The sequence below is a fragment of the Geothrix sp. genome, from assembly GCF_049292215.1.
Taxonomy (GTDB): Bacteria; Acidobacteriota; Holophagae; order Holophagales; family Holophagaceae; genus Geothrix.
Map to the genome: position 1 here is coordinate 1 of NZ_JBATQW010000056.1, position 24,229 is coordinate 24,229.

A 24,229-nucleotide genomic window follows, 5' to 3' on the forward strand; every position below is an offset into this window, starting at 1 on the left:
CTGCCGGCCTCGTGCTCTTTCAAGGCCAAGATGATCTGCTCCTCGGTGTATCTGCTCTTTCTCAAGGGGCCCTCCAAAGGGGGAGGACTCACATTATCCTTGGTCTAGTTTTCCGGGAGGACGTCAAGATTAGACTCAGAATCTTTCCTTTTGTAGGGGAGGCCGTTGCTTATTGTTGTCTTCATAAACGAACTCGAACTCACCGTTGATCATGACGAATGAAAAATTGGCTGTCTGGATGCTGGGTGGATTTTTTGAGGAATGCGCGTAAAGCAATACGGTGTGTCCTTTCAGGCGCGAAGCCCAATTTCGGATAAAGCACGAAGCATCCTTTGGCCTCAGGGCCATTTCCAAGGACCAAATACCTTGCTTGCTACAGTTGAACTCCAAAATTGGTGACGGCCCAACAACTACAAGATGGTCGAAATCAATTCTGCGATCTCGGTTGCAAGAACAGGCTATTACAACCAATGCCATCACTGGAGCAATCAAGAGAGGTGATTTGGCTTTCAGATGCACGGCCACCTAACGAATGAAGCTCACCGGCCCTGCCTGCATCGAGGCGCTGAACGAAGCCGAGGAAGCGAGAAGAAGAGAAGGAGCGAAAGGCAATGCAGGCGGGGTCGGACTTGAGCGAGAGGTTAGGCGTCTGCATTTGAATCGCCAACCTGGCTTGAAGTGTGGAATGCCAAGGTGATAATTGTCGGGAAAATGAGGCCCTTGAGATAGGAGAGCGGATGCCTACCCAGGGTGAAATCGACGGGTAGGTTCCCGAAATGCGCCCAATAGTGCGTTGCAATGAGGCCGGTGATTCCGGCCCACATCCCACACAAAGCCCAGCGTTTGCCAAAGACGACGAGCAGCAAACTGAGAGTAATCACCACTCGAAGGATCGATTGTACGTATTCGAATGTTGTATGAGCACTGGTGCCAGCGCCTAGATACAGATCGCACAGTGTAAAGATGTGGTAATAGATCAGCAGTCCGGCGAGAACAAAGATGATCAGGCGCCGGAATAACAGAAACCGGCTCGTCTGCATTCCAGGCAGTGTGGTCACCTCGGCCCTCCTTTCTACAGACGCCTAACGGACAAAGCTAAGCGGCCCAACCTGCAGCCGAAAAGCTGAACGAAGTTATGAAAGACGGAACAAGAGAGAGAAAAGCGGGTCGTGCAGGTTGGGGCCGACTTGAGCGAGGGGTTTGGCATCAGCGGCGCGCCGCGTGCAGACTGGATTGCTCTATCCTACGCACCATCGTTACTGCCACATCGCGCATAGGAGAGAGCAGTAACGTTTCTCCGCGCCTGTAACCGCTGCCGATTATTCTGTAGGCGTTTTTCAGCGCGAGTGCGGCTTGAACTCGATGAACAGGGCGCGAGTCTCTGTACTACCTGTGTTCTCGCCCGCATGGGACTGCGCGGGCATCCATCTCACGTCGCCCGGTTTGGATTCAGTTTCAATGACACGCCCGTTGCCCAGGGTGAGTTTGCGCTTGAAGGACGAAAGCCCGACCATAAGCGTATCGGGATGTCCGTGCATGGCAATCCTCTCGCCCGGTGCGTCAAAGCCTTCTAGCACTCGAACGCGATCGTTCTCGAAGCGAACCTTGTAGTGCGCCGGGGCAACGGTGAGGGGGTCTGCAGGGGCGGGTACCTGTGCGACCGCCCAGTTCACGAAAGCTCCTCCGCCGAACGCGGCCGACAATGCGGCCAGTTGTGCAAGTTTCTTCATCAGGCATCTCCTGCGATTGCGAGCAGGCTACTCGCATCGCCGACTCTAGCGCGAGTCGTTGTCCGCGTGTGCATGGGAATTCGCCTGATAGGCTGGACACTTTTCGGAGAGTGAAGAGATCAATCCGGCCCGAGTTTGAGTTCGCTATTCGTCGCTAACGAATGTAGGCATGCCAGATGGCGTTATCTGAATTTCAACAGTGTTCTGGAGCAATGCTGGTACCTCTGATGCCTAACGGATGAAGCTAACGGGACCCTCCTGCACCGAGGCGATGAACGAAGCCGAGGAAGCGAGATGATGAGAGAGAACGAAAGACAATGCAGGCGGAGTCCGAGTGGAGCGGAGGGTTAGGCGGTTGGGACCATGATTCTTCATGGAGTCACCCTGTAGATTTTTTGTGAGAAGTAGCCGGGCTGAGACGCCGACCCGTGGCCTTTTCGTATTTGCCTAGTAAGCGTGACAAGTGCGGTTGTGTGAGGACAAGTCGCTTGGTTAGGCCCCAAGGGCTTCGCCCCCTTTGGTATTTGAAGTCAATCCATTTGGTCCTTGGAGTGGCATGGCGGAATGTTTCCCAGATCATTGGCAGATAGTCGTCTTCCAGGCTTAAGCCGACTATGTGTTTGATACTGACCCTCTCTGGATCGCCGCGCTTCAGACGGTATGTAATGTAAAGAGAGCGCCGTTTGCATATGCAAGTACGTCGTAACAGGCACTGATCCCACCCGCTGGGCGCCAATTCATCCCATATGAATGCAGCAATGCTCTTGGATTCGCAGACAGTCGTCCAAGTGGGCCGGTCACCGCACGAGGTGCACTGCCACCAATATTTTGCTGCCATGGACGTTCACCGCCTAACGAACAGGGCTAACCGGCCACGCCTGCACCGAGACGCTGAACGAAGCCGAGGAAGTGGGAAGCTGAGAGAGAGCGGGAGACAAAGCAGGCGGGGTCCGAGTTGAGCCGAGGGTTAGGCGTCGGGAACGGCATATTTGGACCATTGCCCACCAATATGAGTGCGAGATGCACCCCAGCCTAGCGGAAGATCAGCGACTTCTGCGATGGTGGGGTCGATCTTCATAGCTTCTTCCATTGCTATGAATCGGCCATCTTCGTTGGCGTTCGTTGTTCCGCAAGTGAACGCCCAGTCTTCATCATCCGAGTAGTGAACGACTCGAAGAATAGGGAAGCCATCTTCGAGAACCTGGCGCGTAGTCAAGGCTGCCACGCAAGGCCCCTGGTCGAATGGCCATGTGTGTTCCATGTGACGTCTAACTTTGAATTGGACGACGGGGTGGCCGGGGCGTGCCGAGCCCGCTGGACGGGCTGTAGCCGGGCGGCACGGCGGGGAGAGGGCCTGCTGCTAAACGGAAGCCCGGTGCCGGGCGTAGGCCTTCCCAGCTACCCAGGCCCTGCCATGTCCAGACGACCGCTTCCCGGAGGGAACCCATGAAGGTCCGACCCCCTGTCCTGGGCCTGAGCCTCTGCCTGCTGCTGTCGGCGGGCCTGAAGGCGGCCGAACCGAAGCCCCCGTCGCCACCGGCGCCGGCAGTGCTGACCGTGCCGCCGGCGGCCCAGCCGGGGCTGGCCTTCAGCGTAGACGCGGCCACCGAGGCCTACCTGGCCCTGATGCCGCCGGCGGCCAAGGCGCGGTCCGACGCCTATTTCGAAGGCGGCTACTGGCTGATCCTCTGGGATTTCCTCGTCGCGTCGGCGATCTCGCTGCTGCTGCTGACCCGGGGCTGGTCGGCCCGGATGCGCCAGCGGGCCGAGCGCATCACCCGCTTCCGCTATGCGCAGACGCTGCTCTACTGGGTGCAGTACGTGGGCCTCACCTACCTGCTCAGCTTCCCGCTGGTGGCCTTCGAGGGCTTCTTCCGCGAGCACCGGTACGGCCTGTCCACCCAGACCTTCGGCGCCTGGCTGGGGGACGAGGCCAAGGGCCTGCTGGTCACCGCGCTGCTGGGCGGCCTCGCCGTGGCCCTGCTCTTCACCATCGTCCGGCGCCTGACGCGGACCTGGTGGCTCTGGGGCGCCGTGGCCTCCCTGGTGATCATCGTCATCGGCATCCTCATCGGGCCGGTGTTCCTGCAGCCGATCTTCAACACGCCCAAGAAGCTGGAGGATCCCCGGCTCTCGGCGCCGATCCTCAGCCTGGCGCGGGCCAATGGCATCCCGGTGCACGACGTCTACCAGATCGACGCCTCGAAGCAGACCAACCGGATGAGCGCCAACGTGAGCGGCTTCGCCGGCACCATGCGCATAACCCTCAACGACAACCTGATCCAGCGCGGCGCGCCCGAGGAGATCCAGGCGGTGATGGGCCATGAGATGGGCCACTACGTGCTGAACCACATTCCGAAGATGCTCACCTTCCTCGTCATCGTGATCGTCTCGATGTTCGCCCTGCTGCGCTGGACGCTCACCTGGGCCCTGGCGCGCTGGGGCCGGGCCTGGGGCATCCGGGACGTGGCCGATCCGGCCATCCTGCCCCTGGCGGTGCTGGTGATGGGGCTCTTCTTCTTCGTCCTCACGCCGGTCCTGAACACCTTCATCCGCACTCAGGAGCACGAGGCGGACCTGTACGGCGTCGCGGCCAGCCGCCAGCCGGACGGCTTCGCCCAGGCCGCCATCCACCTCGGCGAGTACCGCAAGATGAGCCCCACGCCCCTGGAGGAGTTCCTGTTCTACGATCACCCCAGCGGCCGCAACCGCATCCACCGCGCCATGGCATGGAAGGCCGAGAACCAGCAGCTGTTCGCCCCGCCGCCGGGGGCCACAGGGAAACCCTGAGCTGGCACAACAGGGAACGGGGAAGGTGTGCAATTCCTTATCTTTTGATCGGTGTTCATCGGTGTTCATCGGTGGCTAAACATTCTTGTTCCCGTGGTGGTGCAGCGCCCCAAAGACTCCGCAGGAACCACAACGAAGACAGAAATGACCTGCTGAAGATCTGTGTAGAAGGGACAGGACCTTCGCGTTGGTGTTGAGCTGGAAAAGCCTTGGAATCACCGATGGACACCGATGGACACCAATAAAAGCCTGATCAGGATCGGTGGCGGGTGCATTGGGCTAGGATCGTGCCATGCATGTTGGCGATCAGAGGTTCCGCAGGCTGGTGGACGAGGCGCTGGGCCTGGTCCCGGCGGAGTTCCAGCCGTACCTGGCGGGCGTGCCGGTGGTCATCGAGGACTGGGCGCCGGACGCGCCGCTGGACGAGCTGGGCGTCCCGGAGGACGACACGCTCTACGGCCTTTACTCCGGCCGCTCCTTGACGGAGGGCCCGCCGGAGCTCGGCGACCTGCCGCCCCGCATCACCATCTACCGCGGGCCGCTGCTGGAGGACTGCGAGGACGAGGCGGACCTGCGCGACGAGATCGCCACCACCGTCATCCACGAGCTGGCCCACCACTTCGGCATCGGCGAGGACCGCCTGGAGGAGCTGGGCTGGGGGTGAGCCCGGTGGCTACAGGGTCTTCAGGATGGCCTCGCGCTTCTCCTGGTATTCGGCCTCGCTGAGGAGGTTCTCGTCGCGCAGCTTCTTGAGGGCCCGGAGGCGCTGCGCCTGGGCCTCGTAGAAGGCCTCGTCCCGGGCGGTGGCGGGGTCCGGCGCTGGCGTGGGCTTCCCGGGTGCGGGCGTTGCCGTCACTGCGGGGGCCAGGGCGGGGGCTAGTGCCGGTGCCTGGATGGGGTCCGCGACCTGGACGGGGGCGGCCCCCAGGGGGAAGCTCAGCCAGTCGGCGCGGCGGCGGGTGGCCTGGGGGGCTGCGAGGGCCGCGCCCGAGGCGGCGCTGCGCGAGCCATACACCCAGGTGGGCAGGGTGCGGTCCGCCGAGTAGCGGTCCATGAAACTAAGGCGCGCATCGTGGACGATGAGGTTCAGGGCCCCGTCGGCCACGAAGAGCCGTGCGGTGAGGCCAACGGGCATCTCCATGAAGCCGCCGCCGCGCTTGAACGTGCTGAGCAGGATGAGGTCGTCGCCAGGCTTGGCCTGGGCCAGGGCCTCTCGCAGGGGCCGGGTCAGACCCTTCAGCTCATCCTTGGCGAAGAGGGGAGTGCTCCGGCCCTCCACCATGGCCTGGACGGGCCCCAGGGCCGCCACCAGGGCTTCGTCGCTGAGGGTAGCCGGGTGGGCGTTGGCGGAGGCGCCGGCCTCGGCGGGCACCAACTTCAGCCAGGTGAAGTTGTTGAGGCGCCACTGGGTCTGGTCCGGCTCCGAGGCCGCGGCTGCCATCGGCGCCAGGGCCGCCAGCATGGTTCCGAGCAGCCATCCCCGTTGTCGCATGCGCGTCCTCCCGATCCGTGCCCCCAGCATAACGGCAACGGCCGGCAAGGAATTCCCGGGGAGGGCGGGGCCGGGCCCTGGCTATGCTGGTCGCTCCGGCAGCGATGGGAGGAGTGGCACGGATGATCCAGCGGTTCTGGTCGACGCTCAAGGGCAGCTTCGCCAGCTTGGTGCTGGCGGCCAATGCCATCGCCATCTTCTCGGGCATGGTCCCCTTCGCGCTGGTGAAGCTGGCGCTGCCCTTCGCGGCGGTGCGCCGGGTCGTGGACCGGGTGCTCATGGCCCTGGCCCAGACCTGGGTCGGCGTGAACGGCGCCTGGATGGCCCTGGTGCAGCAGACCCGCTGGGATGTGCAGGGCCTCGACGGCCTGCGGCGCAAGGGCTGGTACCTGGTGAGCAGCAACCACCAGAGCTGGGTGGACATCCTGGTCCTGCAGAAGGTCTTCCACCGGCGCGTGCCCTTCCTGAAGTTCTTCCTCAAGCGCCAGCTGCTCTACGTGCCGGTCATGGGCCTCGCCTGGTGGGCCCTGGACTTCCCCTTCATGAAGCGCCGCAGCGGCAGCCGCTCGGCGGACCTGGCCACGGCGCGCAAGGCCTGCGAGAAGTTTCGCCTGGTGCCCACCTCGGTGATGAACTTCCTGGAGGGCACGCGCTTCAGCCGCGCAAAGCACGACGCACAGCAGTCGCCCTACCGGCACCTGCTGAAGCCCAAGGTGGGCGGGCTGGCCACGGCCCTCAGCGCCATGGGCGAGCGCTTCGACGCCCTGCTGGACGTCACCATTGTCTATCCCGGCGGTGTGCCCACCTTCTGGGACCTGCTGTCGGGGCGGGTGCAGCAGGTGGTGGTGCGGGTGCGCGAGCTGGAGATCCCGAAGGACCTGCTGGGCGGCGACTACGAGGGCGACCCCGCCTTTCGCGCCCGCATGCAGGCCTGGGTCCAGGCTATGTGGGCCGACAAGGATGCGCGCATCGAGGAGCTCGTGACTGCGCAGCCCCTCGGGGCCTGATCAGCTCAGCATGAGGGTGCCGAAGGGGCTGCCCAGGATGGGGGGCTGGCCGGCCTCCCGGCTTTCGTAGAGCCCGGCCATGCCGACATCGGGGTGGCGCTTGGCGCCTTCCGGGACGGCGATTCCCTGGAAGCAGACCCGGGCTGCGAGGTTGGCAATGAGGGTGGCCTCGTCTTCCGCCATGGCTTGCTCGGTGCGGAAGGCCCGGGCCACGACCTTGTGGTGGTGGAGGCGCTTGCGCAGACGGGCGAGCAGACCGGCGTAAGCCTCCAGCGGCACCGGCGCGCCCAGGCGTTCCAGCCGGTCCAGGGTGGCGAAGGCGTGCAGCTGGGCCTGGATGGGCAGGGTGGTGCCATGTCCCTCGCCCTGCAGCCGCTCGTGGAGCGTCTTGAAGGTGGCCAGGACGGTCTTCAGCCGGGGACTGGCGAATCCGGCGGCGTGGGCCAGGTGGGTACCGAAGATCAGTCGGGTGCCTCGGTCACCCAGGTGATAGGGGGCCTCCATTGCCGCCGCCATGAGGGTGTCGTAGGCCTGTCGGACGAAGCGGTCCATGAGGACCCCGGGTGCGAAATTGCGGGTCCGGGCCGCGTGCGTGAGGGTGAGCACCAGGCGCACGAACTGGCCATCGGCGATGCGCGTGTCCTGCAGCAGCTCGGACTGGATCCGGTGAACGGCCTCGAACAGGTGGGTGCGGCCCTCCAATTGCCCCGCTTCCCCCGCCAGTCCGCCATCGGCAAGGAAGAGGTCCACCGCATAGGGCAGGTGCCACCCGGAGGCAGCCACAGAGCTGGGCACGAGGGGCCGCAGACGGGTCACCAGGGCCTGAAGCCGCTCGCGGTTGCACCATAGGTAGGCACGCTTGGGTTCGTCCCGCGAGGCCCGCAGCAGCCTCAGCAGAAAGCCGATCTTGGCGCGCAGGGAACGCAAGTCGGAGAAGAGGGACACCCGGTCGTAGGCGTCCAGCAGGTTCTCGTAGTCCGAGACCAGGGTGGAGGGCCGCTCGCCCCGGGCCATGCCTTCCAAGAGGTACGACAGCAGGCTGGCGGGATCCTCGCGGAAATGGGAGGAACTGGCGCTGCGGTGAGTGAGGGGCCCGAAGGCCGTCTGGAGGGCCGCTTCGAAGGCTTCGATGACGGTGGCTTCGGGTAGGGCCGCCTCGCCGGCCTGGGTGAGGGTGAAGAAGCCCTCGGGTTCCACCAGGGTGCCTGGCGGGGCCTGCTTCTGCAGAACGTCGATCTCGCGGTCGGTATCGGCCAGCCGGTCCAGGCACTCGCGGCCCTCCACCTGGATGTAGTCCTGGATGCGGTCCAGGTGGGCAGGGATCTGGTCCAGGTCCTTCACGCCCCGGACCTGGATCTTTAGGCCTTCCAGGAGTGCCAGGAGGGCCACCAGGTCGGGATCGTCAGGGCCCGGGGGAGGCGGTACGCCCACCCCCAAAAGGCCCGCGAACCGTGATCTGGGCGCCATCCTGCGACGCAGGCGCTCGGCGCAGGTCCGGGCCTCCAGGATCTGGCGGTGGGTCTCCTGCAGGGTCTCGTAGCGGGCCTCCAGGTTGGCCTGCTTGGGCCGAGCATCCTTTTGGATGAGGCCCCGGGCCAACAACTCTTCCAACCCCTCCGCGCCGAGGGCCTCCAGGCGCACCGATTCGGAGGCGGCCAGGGTCTGCAGGCAGTCGAGCCAAGTCGGGGTGGATTCCATGGGCGGAGGTTGGGTTCCAGAGGGAGCGCCGGGGAGCGCCCTCATGTCATCGGCCCAAAGGCAAAGAATCCCAAGAATGGGAGTTTGGGGAGGGGGCTGGTTGCCCACCCTACACCGAAACGGGCACCGGTTCCGGTGCCCGTTTCTGCTCAGGATTTGGCCCGCTACTACCCGTCGGTCTTGACGAACTGCTCCATGAACTCGACCAGAGTCTTCACGTTGTCCACGGTGACGGCGTTGTAGGTGCTGACGCGGATGCCGCCGATGTCGCGGTAGCCCTTGAGGCCCACCATGCCGGCCTTCTTGGCCTCCTTCACGAACTGGTCGTCCAGCTCGGGGGTGGGCAGGAAGAAGTCCACGTTCATGAGGCTGCGGTGGCTCTTCTCGGTGACGAAGCCCCGGTAGAAGCCCGGATGCTTGTCGATGCAGCCGTAGAGCAGCTCGCCCTTCTGGCGGTTGGCGGCCTCGATGGCCTGCAGGCCGCCCAGGCTCTTGTTGTAGGCCAGCACGTTGCGCAGGATATAGATGCCGAAGGTCGGCGGGGTGTTGTAGAGGCTGTTCTTCTCGGCGTGCAGCTTGAAGCGCAGGTAGCTGGGCAGGTCCTGGGCCTCGCACATCTCCAGGAAGTCCTCGCGGATGATGGTGAGCGTGACGCCGCTGGGGCCGAGGTTCTTCTGGGCGCCGCCGTAGATGAGTCCGAAGGGGCTCACATCGAAGGGCCGCCACATGAAGTCGGAGCTCATGTCGCAGACGTAGGGCACGCCGCCGACCTGGGGGAACGCCTGCCACTGCGTGCCTTCCACGGTGTTGTTCGAGGTGAAGTGCACGAAGGAACTGTCGGAGCCGACCTTGATCTCGCTCTCGAAGGGCAGGCGACTGAACTTCTGCTCCTTGGTGCTGGCGGCGATGCGAACGTTGTCGCCGGCCACGAGCTTCGCTTCCTTGGTGGCCTTCTCGGCCCAGTTGCCCGTGACGATGTAGTCGGCCTTGCGGCCGCCGCGCAGCAGGTTGAGGGGGATCATGCCGAAGCTCAGGTGCGCGCCGCCCTGGAGCATGAGCACCTTGTAGTTGCTGGGCAGGCCCATCAGCTCCTTGGTGAGGGCGATGGCTTCCTCGTGCACCGCGTCGTATTCCTTGGAGCGGTGGCTGATCTCCATGACGGACATGCCGGTGCCGGCGAAGTCCAGTAACTCCTCCTTGGCGCGCTCCAAGGCAGGCAGGGGCAGACCGGCGGGGCCGGCGTAGAAGTTGATCGCACGATGGGTCATGGGGGCTCCTTTATGCTTTGAAATCTTGAAGAATGAGCACGACTTCGTCGCCGATGCGGCCGAGGTTCTCCTTGGAGCTGGCCCCCAGGTGCGGGGCCATGAAGACGTTGGGGGCCGTGAGCAGGGGGCAGTCCGCCGGGGGCGGGTCGCTGGGCCACACGTCGGTGCCGTAGGCGCGGAGCTTGCCGCTGGTGAGGGCGGCGGCCACGTCCGCATCCACGATGCACTTGCCCCGGCCGGTGTTGATGAGGATGAGACCGTCCTTGGCCTTGGCCAGGAAGTTGGCGTTGATCATGCCGCGGGTCTCGTCCGTGAGGGGCAGGTGCAGGCTGATGACATCGGCCTTGGCGGCCAGCTCATCGAGGCCGACGAGCCGGGCGATGGGGTGCTCCTTCAGGTAGGGATCGTAGGCGATCACCTCCATGCCGAAGGCCTGGGCGCGCTTGGCGACCTCCGTGGCGATGTTGCCCGCGCCGATGAGGCCCAGGGTCTTCTTGAAGAGCTCGGTGCGCTTCAGCTCGCTCTTGAGGAACTTGCCCTCCTTCATGGAGGTGTGGGCCTCGATGAGGCGGGCCGGGATGGCCACCATGAAGGCCATGGCCATCTCGGCCACGGCCACGCTGCTGGCGCGGGGCGTGTTCACGGCCTTGATGCCCTTTTCGGCGCAGAGCTTCTTGTCCACGTTGTCCATGCCCACGCCGCCCCGGATGACGAGCTTGAGGTTGGGGGCCGTGGTGAGAAGGTCGGCGTCGACCTTGGTCTTGGAGCGCACGAGCAGGACATGGGCCTCGCTCAGGGTGGCCATGTCGGCGCTGACCGTGCCGAAGGGCGCAAGGCGTTCCGGCAACTTGACGTCGAAGGCGTCGGCGATGAGGATGTGCATGGTGTGTCCCTTATCCTTCGTACATCCGGACCAGCAGTCCGGAGCGCAGCTTGGGTTCGAACCAGGTGGACTTGGGCGGCATGACCTCGCCGGCGTCGGCCACGGACATGAGCTGGGTGAGCGAGGTGGGATACACGGAGAAGGCGACGGCGTAGCCCTCCTTCACACGGCGCTCCAGCTCGTCCATGCCGCGGATGCCACCCACGAAGTCGATGCGCGTGTTGGTGCGGGGATCGTCGATGCCGAGGATGGGATTGAGCAGGTTGTCCTGCAGGATGCTCACATCCAGGCCCCGCACGGGATCGCTGGCGGGGAAGCTGCCGGGCTTGGCCTTCAGCTCGTACCAAGTGCCGCCGAGATACATGCCGAAGGTGGTGGGCGCCTGGGCGGCGCGGTGGGTGGACACGGCCACCTCGAAGGATTCGCGCACCTTGTCCAGGAAGGCCTCCTGGCTGAGGCCGTTGAGGTCCTTCACCACGCGGTTGTAGTCCATGATCTTCAGCTGGTCGTGGGGGAAGACCACGGCCATGAAGCTCTCCCAGGGCTCGTCGCCATCCAGGACCTCGCCCCGGAGTTGGGCCTCGGCGCGCTGGAACTGGCCATAGCGGATGGCGGCGGCGGTGCGGTGGTGGCCATCGGCGATGTAGAGCGCCTCCACGCCGTTGAAGAGGTGCACCAGCTCGTAGACCACGGTCTCGCCCGAGACCACCCACACGGTGTGCCCGATGCCGTCCGGCGTGACCACGTCATAGACCGGCACCTGCTTCCGGATGTCGTTCACGATGTGGTCGATGTAGGGGACGGCCTTGTAGGTGAGGAAGACGGGCTCGGCGTTGGCGGCCTGCTCGGTGACGTGGCGGGTGCGGTCGTCCTCCTTGTCCTTGCGGGTGAACTCGTGGCGCTTGATGAGGCCGGTCTCGTACTCCTCCACGGAGCAGAGGCCCACCAGGCCCGCCTGCACGTGGTCGCCCATCTTCTGCTGGTAGACGTAGAGGCAGGGCGTGTTCTCGTGGAAGAGCGTGCCGCGGTCGATGAGGCCGCGCAGGTTGGCCACGCCCTTGGCGTAGACCTCGTCGGCGTGGACGTCGATGCCGGCGGGCAGATCGATCTCCGGACGGCCCACGTGGAGGAAGGAGTGGGGGTTGTCCTTGGCCAGCTCGGCGGCCTCCTGGGTGTTCACCACGTCATAGGGGACGGCGGCCACCTGGGCGGCCAGTTCGGGCCGGGGACGGTACGCGCGGAAGGGCTTCAGCTGGGACATGGACACCTGCCTGGGAAGGGGCCCCCGCGGGGCCGCACAGGCGCCATTATTCCCCCAAGGGTGCCCATTGGGGGCCCAATCGCTGACGCCCCGGTTGGGTTTTGACGAAAGTCCCATTCTCGGACCGTTTTAGGGTCGAACCGTCAAAGCCGGGCCGCCCGGAAGGCCGTGGTCAGGCCGGGCCCATCAGGCCTCCCCGAACTCCGGGTGCCGGTGGTCGGAGATCATGGCGGCGTTCATGAGCAGCTCCGTGAGGGGCAGCACGATGGTCTGCTCCACGCGGCAGGTCTCCACGAACTCGATGTCGGGCTTGTCCCAGCAGAGGATCTCGTAGGCGGCGGGCAGGCCCTCGTCGGCCCGGTAGGCCGCGTGCACCACCTCGCCGGCCTTGAGGTAGAGCAGCCCCATGCCGGCCTCGGACTTCACGGTGAGGGTGCAGGACTTCTTCTCCCAGTTCAGCAGCTGCAGGATGCTGTTGAGCCCGATGCCCCGCACCATGCCCGCGGGCTCGAACTGGGCGGCGGCGCGGATGGCGTCCATGAGCAGGGTGAGGCGGGGCGGCTTGGTGAGGATGCGGATGGCGCCCAGCTGCAGCGGGGTGTTCAGGTGCTGGCTCTCGTCCAGGCCGGTCATCACGATGATGGGCACCTGGGGGTAGAAGCGGCTCACTTTGGCGATGAGGTTGAAGCCGTCCATCACCGGCATGTTCAGGTCGGTCACCAGCACGTGCACCGGCTCGTGGCGCAGCATCTCGAAGGCCTGGCCGCCGTTCTCCGCCATGATGATCTTGAAGCCCTGCAGGCCCTTCAGCCCCGCCCGGTAGAGGCTCAGGGTGGCGCGGTCGTCCTCCACCACCAGCAGCGTCTTGGTGGGGATCTCGGGGAGGGGCAGGGGGCGGGGACGGGTCGGGAGGCTCATGGGCAACGCTGAGTCTATCCTTATCGGCCGATGCTCAGCGCTCCTCGCCTTTTGGAATCCGGCGGGCGGGGGCGGGCTCCTGGGCGAGGATGGCCCGGGCTTCGGCCGCGTCGGCGGGGTTCCGGGCCTCCCAGTCCAGCACCCAGGGGGGCAGCTCGGCGTCCTCGTAGTCCCGCAGCTTGCGGTGCCAGCTCACCAGGGACTGAACCACCGCTTCGCGGATGTCCTCGGCCCTGGGCGGCAGGTGGCGGTCCCAGATGGGCTCGCGGAAGTACTTCCGGAGGGTGGCTTCGGCGGGCTTGCCCCACACGGCGTAGGTGCGGTCCAGGGGCCCGCCCACGGGCTTCTGGGCGAGGTTCTCGCCGTAGAGGTAGTAGAACACCGCGTCTCCGTCGCTCCAGTGCCGCAAAACTCCGAAGGCGCCCTTGAGCAGCAGGTTCTGCAGGGCCAGATCCAGGGGCTTGTCGGTGCGGAAGTCCCAGGGCCCCACGTGGGCGTGGGCCACCGAGGGGTAGCCCACCTCGGTGATCATCGCGGGTTTCTGGAACCGGGCCGTGAGGGTGCGGGCCTTGTAGACGATCCACCACCAGGCATCGCGGATCTGCTCGGGCGAGGGGTAGTCGTCATACTTGGCGATGGGGTCGTAGGTGTTGATCCCGATCACATCCAGGCAGTCGCCGAAGGTGAAGCTGTCGTGGCTGTCGAAGTTGACGCTGTAGACCACCCTGCCCTTGAAGACCTGGCGGACCTCGGCCGCCAGGCGCCGCCACTGGTCCGGGAAGGGGTGGGTGGAGGCCATCTCGGTGCCGAGGCTGTACCACTCCACGCCGCCCTCCTGGGCCAGGGTCGCGAGGCGGACGTTGAAGGCGGTGTAGTTCCGCCACCAGAGGCCCCAGTCCTCGGGGGCGATGTTGCCGCGCCACCAGTCGGCGTTCTCGGCTTCGTCCCGCATGTTGATCGTGGGGAAGAACATCATGCGCAGGCCGCGCACCTTCGCCTGCTGGAAGGTGCGGCGCAGGGCCGCTTCGGTGGGGCTGGAGGTGGGATGGCGGCGGATCTCCACGCTGTGGCCAGTGTCCATGCGGTAGATGGCCTGCAGGCTCACGCAGGTGGCCCCGGTGGCGGCGATGCGGTCCAGCTCCTCGGCGTAGTCGTAGTCCGGCACGCCGGCGTAGAGGCCCAGGACGAAGCCCCGGGGCTGGGGCACCAGGGCCCGGCGTTGCGAGCGCCGCACGAGGAGCAGGGTGGCCGGCAGGACCACCAGGGCGATCAGGACGAGGATGCGGCGGATCATGCGGACGGGCTCCAGGGACCAGCCTAGCGGCTGAATCCTGGAGTTAGGAAATGCTTTGCCCCAGCCTTCGGGCCGCTCAGGCGGGGGAAGCGGGTCGGCGGGTTCCGACGCGCCGCATCAGGATGAAGAAGGCCGCCGCCGCGAGGAGGCAGAGGACCAGGCTGATGGGACCGATGCGGATCGCGCTGGGCGTGGCGGCCAGGAAGAAGATGCCGCAGCCGCGCAGGTTGCGCCGCTGGGCAGCCCGGATTTCCGCTTCCGGGATGTCGGGATCCACGCAGCCTCGATGCAGGGCCAGCGCGAAGTTGGCGGCCTGGGTGGTCAGGAGCAGGCCCATGGTGGGCAGGTAGATCATCAGGGCCACCGGGTTGGTGGGATACCGTCCCATGAGGGCCGCCGCGAAGGGGAAGAAGCTGACCAGGGCGAGAAAGAGGAGGGTCAGGACGAAGACCGGGATGTCCACGCGGAGGATCTTCGCGATGAGCCGGTGGTGCCAATGCCAGAACAGGCCCAGGAGGAAGAAGCTCACGAGGTAGGCCGCCAGGGTGGGCCAGGCGTGCTGGAGCTTGTCCAGGAGCTCGGCCGTTGAGCGGCGGTCAATCAGCTCAGGCACCTTGACCTCGAGGACGAGGATGGTCATGGCGATGGCGAAGACGCCATCGACGAGGGCCTCCAGTCGGTGCTTCGCGATGGGGTGCTGGGTCATGGGGCTCCTCCGGCGGGCCGTCAGGTCTTCTCGACCTTCACCTGCACAATGCGCGTACCCTCCATCCGCAGCACGGTGAGGCGGGCGCCTTCGACCTCGACGGATTCCTGGGGCTTGGGCACATGACCGAGGCTGGCCATGACGAGACCGGCCAGGGTGTCGAAGCCATTCCGCTCCCAGGCGAAGCCCAGGGCCTCGGCCACGTCCTCCACGTGGGAGTGGCCCGCCACCAGCCACACCCCGGGGGCCTGCTCGATCAGTCCGGCGGGCGCCTCGTGCTCGTCCTGGATCTCGCCGAAGACCTCCTCCAGCAGATCCTCCATGGTGACCAGGCCCGACACGCCGCCGAACTCGTCCACCACCAGGGCCAGCTGGGTGCGGGCCCGCTGGAGGTCGCGCAGCAGCTCGGCCACCGGCTTGCTCTCGGGCACGAAGTGGGCGGGCTTGAGGAGCGTGGCGAGGGGCGGCTTGGCCGCGTCGGCCAGCTGCATGAGGTCCTTCAGGAGCAGCACGCCGCGCACCTGCTCGATGCTGCCCTCGTAGACCGGCAAGCGCGAGTGGCGGCTCTCCGTGAAGGCCGCCCAGGCCTCGCCGATGCTGGCCGTCATGGGCAGGGCCACGATGCGGGTCCGGGGCGTCATCACCTCGCGCACCACGGTGTCGCCGAAGGTGACCACGTTGCGGATGAGCTCGCGGTCCTCGGCCTCGAGGATGCCCTCGGCCTCGCCCTCCTCCAGGAGGGCCGTGACCGCCTCCTCGGTGGTCTCCTCGTCATCGTCGTCCTTGGTCCGCTCCAGCGCGTGGCGGCGGTCGATCATCCGGGCCAGGGGGTTGACCAGGGGGCCCAGGAGGAACTGGGCGGGCATGTAGAGGGGATAGAGCTGGACCAGCCAGAGGGCGGGGTTGCGGGAGGCGAGCAGGGCCGGGAGGAGCAGGTCCAGCAGCCACAGGCCCACCAGGACCAGGAGACCCAAGGTCCAGGCGCCGCCCGGCAGGCTGTGGTGGACGGGCCAGAGCAGGGCCACCAGGACCAGCAGCAGCAGCTGGTTCCAGAACTCCAGGCCCATGCCGAGGGACCGGGGGCGCTCCAGGAGCTCCGCCAGCTGCGGATCCGCGATGGCCTCCTCCTCCAGGAGGCGCCGCCGCTGGACCGAGGGCAGGGCGTGGAAGGCCGACAGGAGGATCGCCATGGCACAGCGGTAGAGCCCCACCGCCAGGGCGGCGAAGAGGTACCAGGTTGGGGGAGCGCTGCCGCCGGACTCAGTCATTGTCCAGGCAATTCTACCGTGATTCCCGTCGGGCCAGGATCTGCCGGCTCAGGTCAGCCCGTGCATCGGCACTGAGGTGCATCCGCCGCCGCTCGGCCTCCCGGAAGTATTCCTCCGGGTCTCGGGAGAGGCCATCCGGGGTGGGAGGCAGGCCCTTGCGGATCCTGGCGGCATTGAGGAAGCGGTAGGGCTCCTTGGCCAGCTCGGGACTCTGCAGGAAGTGGCGGAAGGTCCACCAGCCCCCCACCACGAACCACACGCCCAGCACCGCCACCGCCTTCTGCTGCAGCCAGCGCATGCGCTCCGGGGTCTGCCGGACCTTCTGCCAGGCCACCCCGGCCCAGAGGTTCAGGCCGATGATCAGGGCGGTCAGCAGCAGGGTGCCAGTCCACCCAAGGCTGCCCCAGCCCCAGCCCGTGAGGGCGATGACGGCGGGCGCCAGGAGCACGCTGAAGATCATGTTGAGGTGGAGCATGTAGAGCAACAGGGACTCGGCGCTGGCGGCCTTGATGGGATTCGGGCCGTTCCACTTGGGGCGCACCAGCTCGATGGCGCCCATGAGGGACCCGCCCAGGAGGATGTAGCCCACGCGCCCCGCCACACTGGGCAGCGTGGTGTTGGCGATAGCGCCGAGTTCACCATAGGTGAAGGCGCCGGTGGGGCTGTGCAGCATCCACACCCCGTTCTCCTGGAGCCACTGGCCGCCCCAGAGCCAAGGCTGCTGGCGGGCGGTGCCCCAGGCCAGCAGCACCGCCCCGAGCACCGCCAGGCTCGCGAGGAACTTGGACTCGCTCATGCGGGCCTTGCCCTCCACGGGCTCCACCCGGAGATGCCGGTAGAGTCCACCCAGAAAGGCGCCGAAGGCCGGGAAGGCGATCCAGGGGAAGAGGGGGAAGAGGGACGACACCCCCCGGTCGGTGTTGCCGTTGAAGAGACCACGGATGGGCAGCCACGTGCCGTCTGCCACGCCATGGGCCCACATGTGGGGCGATACCAGCGGTACGAGGACTGCGATCGCCAGGGCGAGCCACGTGAAGACCCGGGGGTTGCGCACCAGCCGGGCCAGGAGCTGGAGGATCAGCAGGGAGTAGACGATGCACTGGAGCACGTCGATCTTGAACAGCTCCCGGGCCTTCTGCACCGTGTTGAGCACGGTCCAGTCCGCCGCGGTGATGCCCGGGGCATGCAGGGCGTAGGCGCAGAGCAGGATGAAGCCCAGGCGCCGGGCGGTGTCCGGCCAGAACGGCCGCAGCGTGCCGTCGGTGCGGAAGGTGGAGATCACTAGGCTGTAGCCCGCCGCCATGGTGAAGCTGGGCGCCACCAGGCCGTTGAGGTAGTTCAGCCAGTCAGGGCGAAGGCCGGGGTGAAGCCAGACGTTGACCACGTGCACTTCGATCATCACGATGACGGCCCAGCCCCGAAGCTGGTCGATCCAATCGCAGCGTTTCGAGGGGGTCAGGTCAGTCCAGAGTGACATGGCCCGTCCCCTAGCTGGCGTTATGCCGCATGACGCTGTGCTGCTTGCCGTAGGCGAAGTAGATGAGGAAGCCCAGGGCCAGCCAGGCGATGAGCCGCCACCAGTTCGCCACGGGCAGGGAGAACATGAGCATCAGGCAGGTCAGCACGCCCATGACGGGCACGAAGGGCACCCAGGGGCACCTGAAGGGGCGCTCGGCCTCGGGGTGCTTCTTGCGCATGATCAGCACGGCGGCGCAGACGATGACGAAGGCCAAGAGGGTGCCGATGTTGGCCAGGTGCAGCAGGGCGTCGATGGGCAGGAAGCCGGCGAGGGCGCCCACGAAGATCCCCACCAGGATGGTGGACTTCCAGGGGGTGCGGAACTTGGGGTGCACGTCACCGAAGGTGGCCTTGGGGAGCAGGCCGTCCCGGGCCATGGCCAGAAACACGCGGGGGCCGCTGAGCATCATGACCAGCAGCACCGAGGTGATGCCGCTCACGCCGGCGGTGGCAATGAGGCCCTCGGCCCAGCCGATGCCCTTCTGCTTGAAGGCGGTCGATACGGGGGCGTTGATGTCGAGCTGGTCGAACTTCACCATGCCCGTGAGCACGGCCACCACGGCGATGTAGAGCACCGTGCAGACCAGCAGGGAGACGATGATGCCGATGGGCACGTCCCGCTGGGGGTTCTTGGCCTCCTCCGCGTGGGTGGAGACCGAGTCGAAGCCGATGTAGGCGAAGAAGATGATGGCCGCGCCGGCCATGGTGCCGATGGGGGCGCCGCCGCCGTCCACCATGCCCGCCACCCGGTGCCCGAAGAAGCTGATGCCGGTCCAGCCGAAGGGCGCGAAGGGGTGCCAGTTGGTGGTGTTGATGAAGAAGGCGCCCACGCCGATGACGAAGAGCACGGCCGCCACCTTGATGGCCACCATGACGCCGTTGAAGGTGGCGCTCTCCTGGATGCCCTTCACGAGGATCAGGGTGATGATCGCCACGATGACGAGGGCGGGCAGGTTCATCACGGAACCTGTCGAGAGGAAGTGGCCCGTGGCGGGATCGTACTTCCAGGGCGATTCGCTCACGATCTTCGGGATGTGGATGCCGATCTTGCTGACGGCGCTCTGGAAGTAGGCGCTCCACCCAGTGGCAACTGCCGCGCTGGACACGCCGTATTCCAGGATGAGGTCCCAGCCGATGATCCAAGCGAACAGCTCGCCCAGGGTGGCGTAGGCGTAGGTGTAGGCCGAGCCCGCCACGGGCACCATGGCGGCGAACTCCGCGTAGCAGAGAGCCGCGAAGATGCAGGTGATCCCTGCGATCACATAGCTCACCATCAGCGAGGGGCCCGCGATGTTGTGGGCCGCGGCTCCGGTGGCCACGAAGATGCCCGCGCCGATGATGGCGCCGATGCCCAGCGCCGTGAGCTGCACGGGGCCGAGGACGCGGCGGAGGCGGTTCTCGCCCTTGGCCTCTTCGAGGAGGAGGGCCAGGGGCTTGCGGGCGAACATCTGGGATTCGGGGCGCGGTTCGTTCGACATGAACAAGACTCCATGCGATCCGGGAATGGGGACCCGGAAAGGTGTTCCAGGAAGGGGTGCCAAGGGGGGCTTCCGGCGATGCTAGCAGGGAATCCAGGCCGCTATCATGCCCCATGCTTCCGGCCGCCTTTCAGACCCGTCTGGCCCTGGTCGGGGTGGCCTGTTCCCCTGCCGGGGCTGCCTAGGGCCCGTGGGGGAAGGCGCCGAGGCGGGCCTCTGTGCCCGCTACTGGGGTGGTCTGCTGGCCCTGCCCGAGGGGCGTGTCTCCGCTGTGCCCTGGTGCATGCCGACGGGGACTGCCCCGAGGCCACGGCCTAGGATCGCGGCGACGCCCTATGGGACTACCACGGCGGCCGCCTGCCGAAGCGGGCCATCTCCCTGCGTCGGGGCGCCGCGCCCCGGGGCCTCGTCCTCTTGGTGGACGACGTCTGGACTGACGGCACTACCCTGCTGCGCTGCGCCCAGGCGCTACGCGAGGGCGGGGCCGACGACGTGCGCGTGCTGACGCTGTTCTGGGCGTTGTGAGGCCTGAAGCCTACAGCCCCTGCCTCAGCGGCACCGGTCCCTTGGCCGCCCGGGCGTACTGGGCGGGCCAGGGCACCTCGGCGCCCAGCGCCTGCGCGGCGCGCAGGGGCCAGCGGGGGTCCCGGAGCAGTTCGCGGGCCAGGAGCACCAGATCGGCCGAACCCTCGGCCAGAATCTGCTCGGCCTGCTCCGGCTCGGTGATGAGGCCCACGGCGCCCGTGGGCAGACCCGCCTCAGTGCGGATGCGGTCCGCGAAGGGCACCTGATAGCCGGGCCCCAGCAGGATTTTCTGATGTGGCGACAGGCCGCCGGAAGAGCAGTCCACCAGGTCCACGCCCAGGCCCTTGAGGATCTTCGCCAGCTCGACCGACTGGTCTGGGTCCCAGCCGCCCTCCACCCAGTCCGTGGCGGAGATCCGCACGAAGAGGGGCAGGTTCCCGGGCCACACGGCGCGCACGGCGGTGGTCACTTCCCTGACCAGGCGTGTGCGGCCCTCGAAGCTGCCGCCATAGCCATCCGTGCGGTGGTTCGTGAGGGGCGACAGGAACTGGTGCAGCAGGTAGCCGTGAGCCGCGTGGAGTTCGACCACTTCGAACCCGGCGGCCAGGGCCCGGCGGGTGGCATAGGCAAAGGCCCGGATCACAGCCTTGATGCCGGATTCGTCCAGTTCCATCGGCACGGTCCAGGTGCTGTCGAAGGGCAGCGCGCTGGGAGCCACCGGGGTCCAGCCGCCGGCACCGGCCGGTACGCTCCCGCTGCCCTTCCAGGGTGAGAAGGCCGAGGCTTTCCGACCCGCATGGGCCAGCTGGATGCCGGGCACCGCACCCTGACCCTTGATGAAGCGGACACTGGGTGCCAGGGCCTCGGCCTGGACATCGCTCCAGAGGCCAAGGTCGTCAGGGCTGATGCGGCCCTCGGGCAGCACGGCCGCGGCCTCGGTGAGCACCAGCCCGGCCCCGCCCTGGGCGAGCCCGCCCAGGTGGACCAGATGCCAGTCGTTCGGCAGGCCCTCCAGGGACGAATACTGGCACATGGGCGACACCGCGATGCGGTTCGGCAGCGTGAGGCCGCGGAGGGTGAGGGGCCTGAACAGATGAGACATGGCGACTCCGGTTTCCGAATCAGGTTACGGTCTTTGCCCCCTGTAACGCGGAAGGCCCGGCAGATCTGCCGGGCCTTCGTGAACCAGGGATTCATTCATCTTTGCAGCCAAGGCGCGAAGCGCCCGGAGCCATGCGGGCTACGCGAGCGACACCAGCACCGCCAGCGCCTTCTTGACCTCGGCCTCCAGTTGGCCGACCTTCACTTCCGCCAGGTCGTAGGTGGCGCGCAGCATGGGCTTGTTGACTTTGAGGACGCGGGTGATGTCGATGGGCGTGGCGGAGAGCACCACGTCGCAGGGAGTGGCCTCGATGGTGGCCTCCAGGTCCTTGATCTGGGCCTCGCCGTAGCCCATGGCGGGCAGGATGCCCTGGGCGTTGGGGTACTTCTGGTAGGTGGCGGCAATCGACGCCACGGCGTAGGGCAGGGGATCCACGATCTTTGCCGCGCCGCAGTTCTTGGCGGCCACCACGCCGGCGCCGTAGGTCATGGAGCCGTGGGTGAGGGTCGGGCCGTCCTCGATGACGAGCACATTCTTGCCTTTGACCATCTCGGGCTTGGTGCAAGTGACCGGGCTGGTGGCGCGGATGACCACGGCCTTGGGGTTGACCTTCTTCGCATTCTCCTCGATGGCCTGGATGTCCTCTTCCTTGGCGGAATCGCACTTGTTGATGAGGATGATGTCGGCCATGCGGAAGTTGGCCTCGCCGGGGTGGTACAGCATCTCGTGGCCTGTGCGCAGGGGATCGGCGACGACGATGTGAAGGTCGCACTTGTAGAAGGGCAGGTCGTTGTTGCCGCCATCCCAGAGGATCACGTCCGCTTCCTTCTCGGCGCTGCGGATGATCTGCTCGTAGTCCACACCGGAATAAATGACGAAGCCATTGTCGATGTGCGGCTCGTACTCCTCGCGCTCCTCGATGGTGCACTCGTGCAGGTCCAGGTCGGAGTAGGCGGCGAAGCGCTGGCAGGCCTGCTTGGCCAGATCGCCGTAGGGCATGGGATGGCGGATGGCCACGACCTTCTTGCCCAGGCCCTTCAGGATGTGGCTGATGTAGCGGGTGGTCTGGCTCTTGCCAGCCCCCGTGCGGACGGCGGTGATGGCGATGACTGGCACCTTGGCCTGGATCATGGTCTTGTCGGCGCCCAGCAGCTCGAAGTCCACATTGTGGGCGATGCAGAGGCTCGCCAGGTGCATGACGGTGGTGTGCAGGACGTCAGAATAGGAGAAGACCGCGACGTCGGGCTTGAGGTTCTGGATGACGTCCACCAGCTCGGACTCGTCGAAGATGGGGATGCCCTGGGGGTAGAGCTTCCCGGCCAGTTCGGCGGGGTACTTGCGGCCCGCGATGTCGGGGATCTGGGTGGCGGTGAAGGCCACCACGTGGAAGTCCGGATTGTCCCGGTAGACGGTATTGAAGTTGTGGAAGTCGCGCCCTGCGGCCCCCAGGATCACCACACGCCGTGTCGCCATGACACTATGCCTTTCGGTCCAGCGGCGGGCCGACACGCTCGATGGTGGCAGTCCTGGCCCTACCGCGACCCAGGGAGGATAGCTCCGTTCCGCGTCTCTTGAAAGGGGGAGGTGTCCCGGGTCACAGATGACCAATGCGTCTATGCTTTTCCCATGTCCATCCCTGCCGCCCTTTCGACCTTTTTCCGCCGCTGGCGGCGGCCGCTGCTAATCCTCACGGCCATCTACGGGCTCTGGCTCCTGCTCGGCTTCTTCCTGGTGCCGCGGGTCCTGAGAAGCCGGGTGGAGCAGTTCGCCGCCGAGGAGCTCCACCGCCCGGTCACCCTGCAGCGGGTCCATTTCAACCCCATCCTGTTCACGGCGCGGCTGGAAGGACTGCGGGTGCCCAACCGCGACGGCAGCGACTGGATCACCCTCCGGCAGCTATACCTGGACTACCGGCTCCACCGCCTGATCAGCCGGACCATCGAACTGGCCGCCCTGGAGTTGGATGGGCTCGTGGTGCGGGTGGAACTGGACGAGCAGGGCCGGCCCAACTTCCAGGATCTGCTGGAAGGCCCCAAGGCCGAACCGAAGCCCGAGGGGGCGCCCTCAGCCTGGGACTTCGCCATCGGCAGGTTCCAGCTCAAGGCGGGCGAGTTCGTGTTCGTGGATCGCAGCCAGGGGACGCCATTCAGGACCGCCCTGGGCCCCGTGAACCTCAGGGTGGACGGCATCCGCACCCAGGTGGGCCACCGCAGCGACTACACCTTCGAGGCCTGGACCGAAGCCAAGGAACACCTGGCCTGGGAGGGCGATTTCAGCCTCAAGCCCCTGGCCTCGAAGGGCACTCTGCTGATCGAGAACGTCTCCCTGCCCAAGTACCGGCCCTACGAGCAGGAGCAGGTCGCCACGGAGATTCGCAGCGGCACGGCCTCCCTGCGAGCCCAGTACCGTTTCGAATGGGGGGCGCGGCACATCGTCGAGGTCTCCGACCTGGGCCTGACCCTGAAGGACCTGAGGCTGGCGGAACGCGGCATTGCCGAACCCGCCGTGGAGCTGCCCCTATTCGAGGTCCAGAACGCCAGGCTGGACCTGCTGGCATCGTCCATGGACGTGGGCGCCATCCGCGCGGAACAGGGCGTGGTGCGCCTCCAGAAGGGCCGGGAGAACGGCCTGAACCTGGCGCGCCTCTTCGCGCCAACGAAGCCCAGAGTGAAGAAGGACGACGAGAAACCGTTCAAGCTGCTCATCCGGGACCTGGCCCTGCGGGGCTTCCGCCTGGGGTGGGAGGACCTGGCGCTGGCCCGGCCCCTGAAGGTGGAGGCCACGGACCTGAACCTGCACTGGCAGGACCTGTCGCTGGATCCGGCCGCTTCCGGCAAGGCTTCCCTCGACCTCAAGCTGGCGGCGGGCTCGCTGAAGCTGGAGGGCAGCCTCGCGCCCCTCAAGGCCAGCGGCGACCTCAGCCTCAAAGCCGAGGGCCTGGACCTGGGCACCTGGGATCCCTACCTCGACTCCTCGCTGGACCTCCGCATCGCCTCCGGGAAGCTGGGCGTGGACGGCCGCCTGCGCTTCGCCTTCGAAGGGCGGAAGTCGGACGGCCTCACCTTCCTGGGCGGCGCCTCGGTGCAGGGGCTGGAGGCGCGTGATGCCCTCCTGAACGAGCCCTTCATCCGCTGGAAACAGCTGCGGCTCTCGGGCGCCGATCTCCGCACCGCGCCCCTGGCCGTGGCCGTCAAGGAGGTGGCCTGGACCGACCCCGAGGGCCGAGTGGTGGTGCAGCCGGACGGCAGCAGCAACGTGGCCCGGGCCCTGCGGCTGGCCCCCCCCGCGGGC

19 protein-coding genes are annotated in these 24,229 nt (G+C 66.4%); 4 read left to right on the forward strand and 15 right to left on the reverse strand.

What is annotated here, in order from left to right; genetic code table 11:
- Window positions 1-641: 641 nt before the first annotated feature.
- Together WAS25_RS09075 and WAS25_RS09080 are read right to left on the reverse strand one after the other, a co-directional pair.
- On the reverse strand, window positions 642-1,058 hold the full coding sequence (locus tag WAS25_RS09075; protein WP_422311256.1) for a hypothetical protein: 417 nt from the start codon (window positions 1,056-1,058) through the stop codon (window positions 642-644).
- A gap of 279 nt (window positions 1,059-1,337) precedes the next feature.
- Entirely contained in the window at window positions 1,338-1,730 is a 393-nt protein-coding gene (locus WAS25_RS09080; protein WP_422311258.1) for a cytoplasmic protein, read from the reverse strand.
- A 1,446-nt stretch (window positions 1,731-3,176) separates the two neighbouring features.
- Between WAS25_RS09080 and WAS25_RS09085 the strand changes: the two genes are divergently transcribed.
- Window positions 3,177-4,520: a M48 family metallopeptidase gene (locus WAS25_RS09085; RefSeq protein WP_422311260.1), complete on the forward strand. Its 1,344-nt coding sequence runs from the start codon at window positions 3,177-3,179 to the stop codon at window positions 4,518-4,520.
- A gap of 292 nt (window positions 4,521-4,812) precedes the next feature.
- Window positions 4,813-5,184, forward strand: a complete 372-nt coding sequence (locus tag WAS25_RS09090; RefSeq protein WP_422311262.1) for a metallopeptidase family protein — start codon at window positions 4,813-4,815, stop codon at window positions 5,182-5,184.
- A gap of 9 nt (window positions 5,185-5,193) precedes the next feature.
- Here the strand turns inward: WAS25_RS09090 and WAS25_RS09095 are convergent, their stop codons facing one another.
- Window positions 5,194-6,012 (reverse strand): hypothetical protein, encoded by an 819-nt coding sequence (locus WAS25_RS09095; RefSeq protein WP_422311264.1) that lies wholly within the window; start codon window positions 6,010-6,012, stop codon window positions 5,194-5,196.
- A gap of 122 nt (window positions 6,013-6,134) precedes the next feature.
- Between WAS25_RS09095 and WAS25_RS09100 the strand changes: the two genes are divergently transcribed.
- Entirely contained in the window at window positions 6,135-7,019 is an 885-nt protein-coding gene (locus WAS25_RS09100) for an acyltransferase (protein ID WP_422311266.1), read from the forward strand.
- Here the strand turns inward: WAS25_RS09100 and WAS25_RS09105 are convergent, their stop codons facing one another.
- The 12 genes from WAS25_RS09105 to WAS25_RS09160 form a co-directional block, all read right to left on the reverse strand.
- Entirely contained in the window at window positions 7,020-8,717 is a 1,698-nt protein-coding gene (locus tag WAS25_RS09105) for a hypothetical protein (protein WP_422311268.1), read from the reverse strand.
- A gap of 167 nt (window positions 8,718-8,884) precedes the next feature.
- Window positions 8,885-9,985 carry a 3-phosphoserine/phosphohydroxythreonine transaminase gene (serC, locus tag WAS25_RS09110; RefSeq protein WP_422311270.1) on the reverse strand — a complete coding sequence of 367 codons (1,101 nt, stop codon included), beginning with the start codon at window positions 9,983-9,985 and terminating at the stop codon, window positions 8,885-8,887.
- A gap of 10 nt (window positions 9,986-9,995) precedes the next feature.
- Entirely contained in the window at window positions 9,996-10,868 is an 873-nt protein-coding gene (locus WAS25_RS09115) for an NAD(P)-dependent oxidoreductase (RefSeq protein ID WP_422311272.1), read from the reverse strand.
- A 10-nt stretch (window positions 10,869-10,878) separates the two neighbouring features.
- Window positions 10,879-12,129, reverse strand: coding sequence for a DUF1015 domain-containing protein (locus WAS25_RS09120; protein ID WP_422311274.1), 1,251 nt, complete (start codon window positions 12,127-12,129; stop codon window positions 10,879-10,881).
- A 186-nt stretch (window positions 12,130-12,315) separates the two neighbouring features.
- Window positions 12,316-13,047 (reverse strand): response regulator, encoded by a 732-nt coding sequence (locus WAS25_RS09125; protein ID WP_422311276.1) that lies wholly within the window; start codon window positions 13,045-13,047, stop codon window positions 12,316-12,318.
- Window positions 13,048-13,081: 34 nt separating this feature from the next.
- Window positions 13,082-14,341 carry a glycoside hydrolase family 113 gene (locus WAS25_RS09130; protein ID WP_422311278.1) on the reverse strand — a complete coding sequence of 420 codons (1,260 nt, stop codon included), beginning with the start codon at window positions 14,339-14,341 and terminating at the stop codon, window positions 13,082-13,084.
- Window positions 14,342-14,417: 76 nt separating this feature from the next.
- The gene (locus WAS25_RS09135) at window positions 14,418-15,047 is read right to left on the reverse strand and encodes a TMEM175 family protein (protein ID WP_422311280.1); all 630 of its coding nucleotides are present in this window, start codon (window positions 15,045-15,047) and stop codon (window positions 14,418-14,420) included.
- A 20-nt stretch (window positions 15,048-15,067) separates the two neighbouring features.
- On the reverse strand, window positions 15,068-16,315 hold the full coding sequence (locus tag WAS25_RS09140; RefSeq protein WP_422311282.1) for a hemolysin family protein: 1,248 nt from the start codon (window positions 16,313-16,315) through the stop codon (window positions 15,068-15,070).
- Window positions 16,316-16,328: 13 nt separating this feature from the next.
- Window positions 16,329-17,792, reverse strand: coding sequence for a heparan-alpha-glucosaminide N-acetyltransferase domain-containing protein (locus WAS25_RS09145; RefSeq protein WP_422311284.1), 1,464 nt, complete (start codon window positions 17,790-17,792; stop codon window positions 16,329-16,331).
- A gap of 10 nt (window positions 17,793-17,802) precedes the next feature.
- Window positions 17,803-19,311 (reverse strand): amino acid permease, encoded by a 1,509-nt coding sequence (locus WAS25_RS09150; protein WP_422311286.1) that lies wholly within the window; start codon window positions 19,309-19,311, stop codon window positions 17,803-17,805.
- A gap of 535 nt (window positions 19,312-19,846) precedes the next feature.
- Window positions 19,847-20,938, reverse strand: a complete 1,092-nt coding sequence (locus WAS25_RS09155; RefSeq protein ID WP_422311288.1) for an NADH:flavin oxidoreductase/NADH oxidase — start codon at window positions 20,936-20,938, stop codon at window positions 19,847-19,849.
- A gap of 138 nt (window positions 20,939-21,076) precedes the next feature.
- Complete coding sequence (locus tag WAS25_RS09160) at window positions 21,077-22,411, reverse strand: cyclic 2,3-diphosphoglycerate synthase (protein ID WP_422311290.1); 1,335 nt, start codon at window positions 22,409-22,411, stop codon at window positions 21,077-21,079.
- A gap of 153 nt (window positions 22,412-22,564) precedes the next feature.
- On the opposite strand from WAS25_RS09160, the gene WAS25_RS09165 reads away from it, so the two are divergent.
- Window positions 22,565-24,229, forward strand: a 1,665-nt coding sequence (locus WAS25_RS09165; protein ID WP_422311292.1) for a DUF748 domain-containing protein, incomplete at its 3' end; no start/stop codon positions are given.

What these genes read in the sequence shown, in the direction of transcription:
- WAS25_RS09080 (WP_422311258.1), bottom strand. Translation starts at nt 1,730, where the DNA reads ATGAAGAAACTTGCACAACTGGCCGCATTGTCGGCCGCGTTCGGCGGA.
- WAS25_RS09085 (WP_422311260.1), top strand. Translation starts at nt 3,177, where the DNA reads ATGAAGGTCCGACCCCCTGTCCTGGGCCTGAGCCTCTGCCTGCTGCTG.
- WAS25_RS09090 (WP_422311262.1), top strand. Translation starts at nt 4,813, where the DNA reads ATGCATGTTGGCGATCAGAGGTTCCGCAGGCTGGTGGACGAGGCGCTG.
- WAS25_RS09095 (WP_422311264.1), bottom strand. Translation starts at nt 6,012, where the DNA reads ATGCGACAACGGGGATGGCTGCTCGGAACCATGCTGGCGGCCCTGGCG.
- WAS25_RS09100 (WP_422311266.1), top strand. Translation starts at nt 6,135, where the DNA reads ATGATCCAGCGGTTCTGGTCGACGCTCAAGGGCAGCTTCGCCAGCTTG.
- WAS25_RS09105 (WP_422311268.1), bottom strand. Translation starts at nt 8,717, where the DNA reads ATGGAATCCACCCCGACTTGGCTCGACTGCCTGCAGACCCTGGCCGCC.
- serC (WP_422311270.1), bottom strand. Translation starts at nt 9,985, where the DNA reads ATGACCCATCGTGCGATCAACTTCTACGCCGGCCCCGCCGGTCTGCCC.
- WAS25_RS09115 (WP_422311272.1), bottom strand. Translation starts at nt 10,868, where the DNA reads ATGCACATCCTCATCGCCGACGCCTTCGACGTCAAGTTGCCGGAACGC.
- WAS25_RS09120 (WP_422311274.1), bottom strand. Translation starts at nt 12,129, where the DNA reads ATGTCCCAGCTGAAGCCCTTCCGCGCGTACCGTCCCCGGCCCGAACTG.
- WAS25_RS09125 (WP_422311276.1), bottom strand. Translation starts at nt 13,047, where the DNA reads ATGAGCCTCCCGACCCGTCCCCGCCCCCTGCCCCTCCCCGAGATCCCC.
- WAS25_RS09130 (WP_422311278.1), bottom strand. Translation starts at nt 14,341, where the DNA reads ATGATCCGCCGCATCCTCGTCCTGATCGCCCTGGTGGTCCTGCCGGCC.
- WAS25_RS09135 (WP_422311280.1), bottom strand. Translation starts at nt 15,047, where the DNA reads ATGACCCAGCACCCCATCGCGAAGCACCGACTGGAGGCCCTCGTCGAT.
- WAS25_RS09140 (WP_422311282.1), bottom strand. Translation starts at nt 16,315, where the DNA reads ATGACTGAGTCCGGCGGCAGCGCTCCCCCAACCTGGTACCTCTTCGCC.
- WAS25_RS09145 (WP_422311284.1), bottom strand. Translation starts at nt 17,792, where the DNA reads ATGTCACTCTGGACTGACCTGACCCCCTCGAAACGCTGCGATTGGATC.
- WAS25_RS09150 (WP_422311286.1), bottom strand. Translation starts at nt 19,311, where the DNA reads ATGTCGAACGAACCGCGCCCCGAATCCCAGATGTTCGCCCGCAAGCCC.
- WAS25_RS09155 (WP_422311288.1), bottom strand. Translation starts at nt 20,938, where the DNA reads ATGTCTCATCTGTTCAGGCCCCTCACCCTCCGCGGCCTCACGCTGCCG.
- WAS25_RS09160 (WP_422311290.1), bottom strand. Translation starts at nt 22,411, where the DNA reads ATGGCGACACGGCGTGTGGTGATCCTGGGGGCCGCAGGGCGCGACTTC.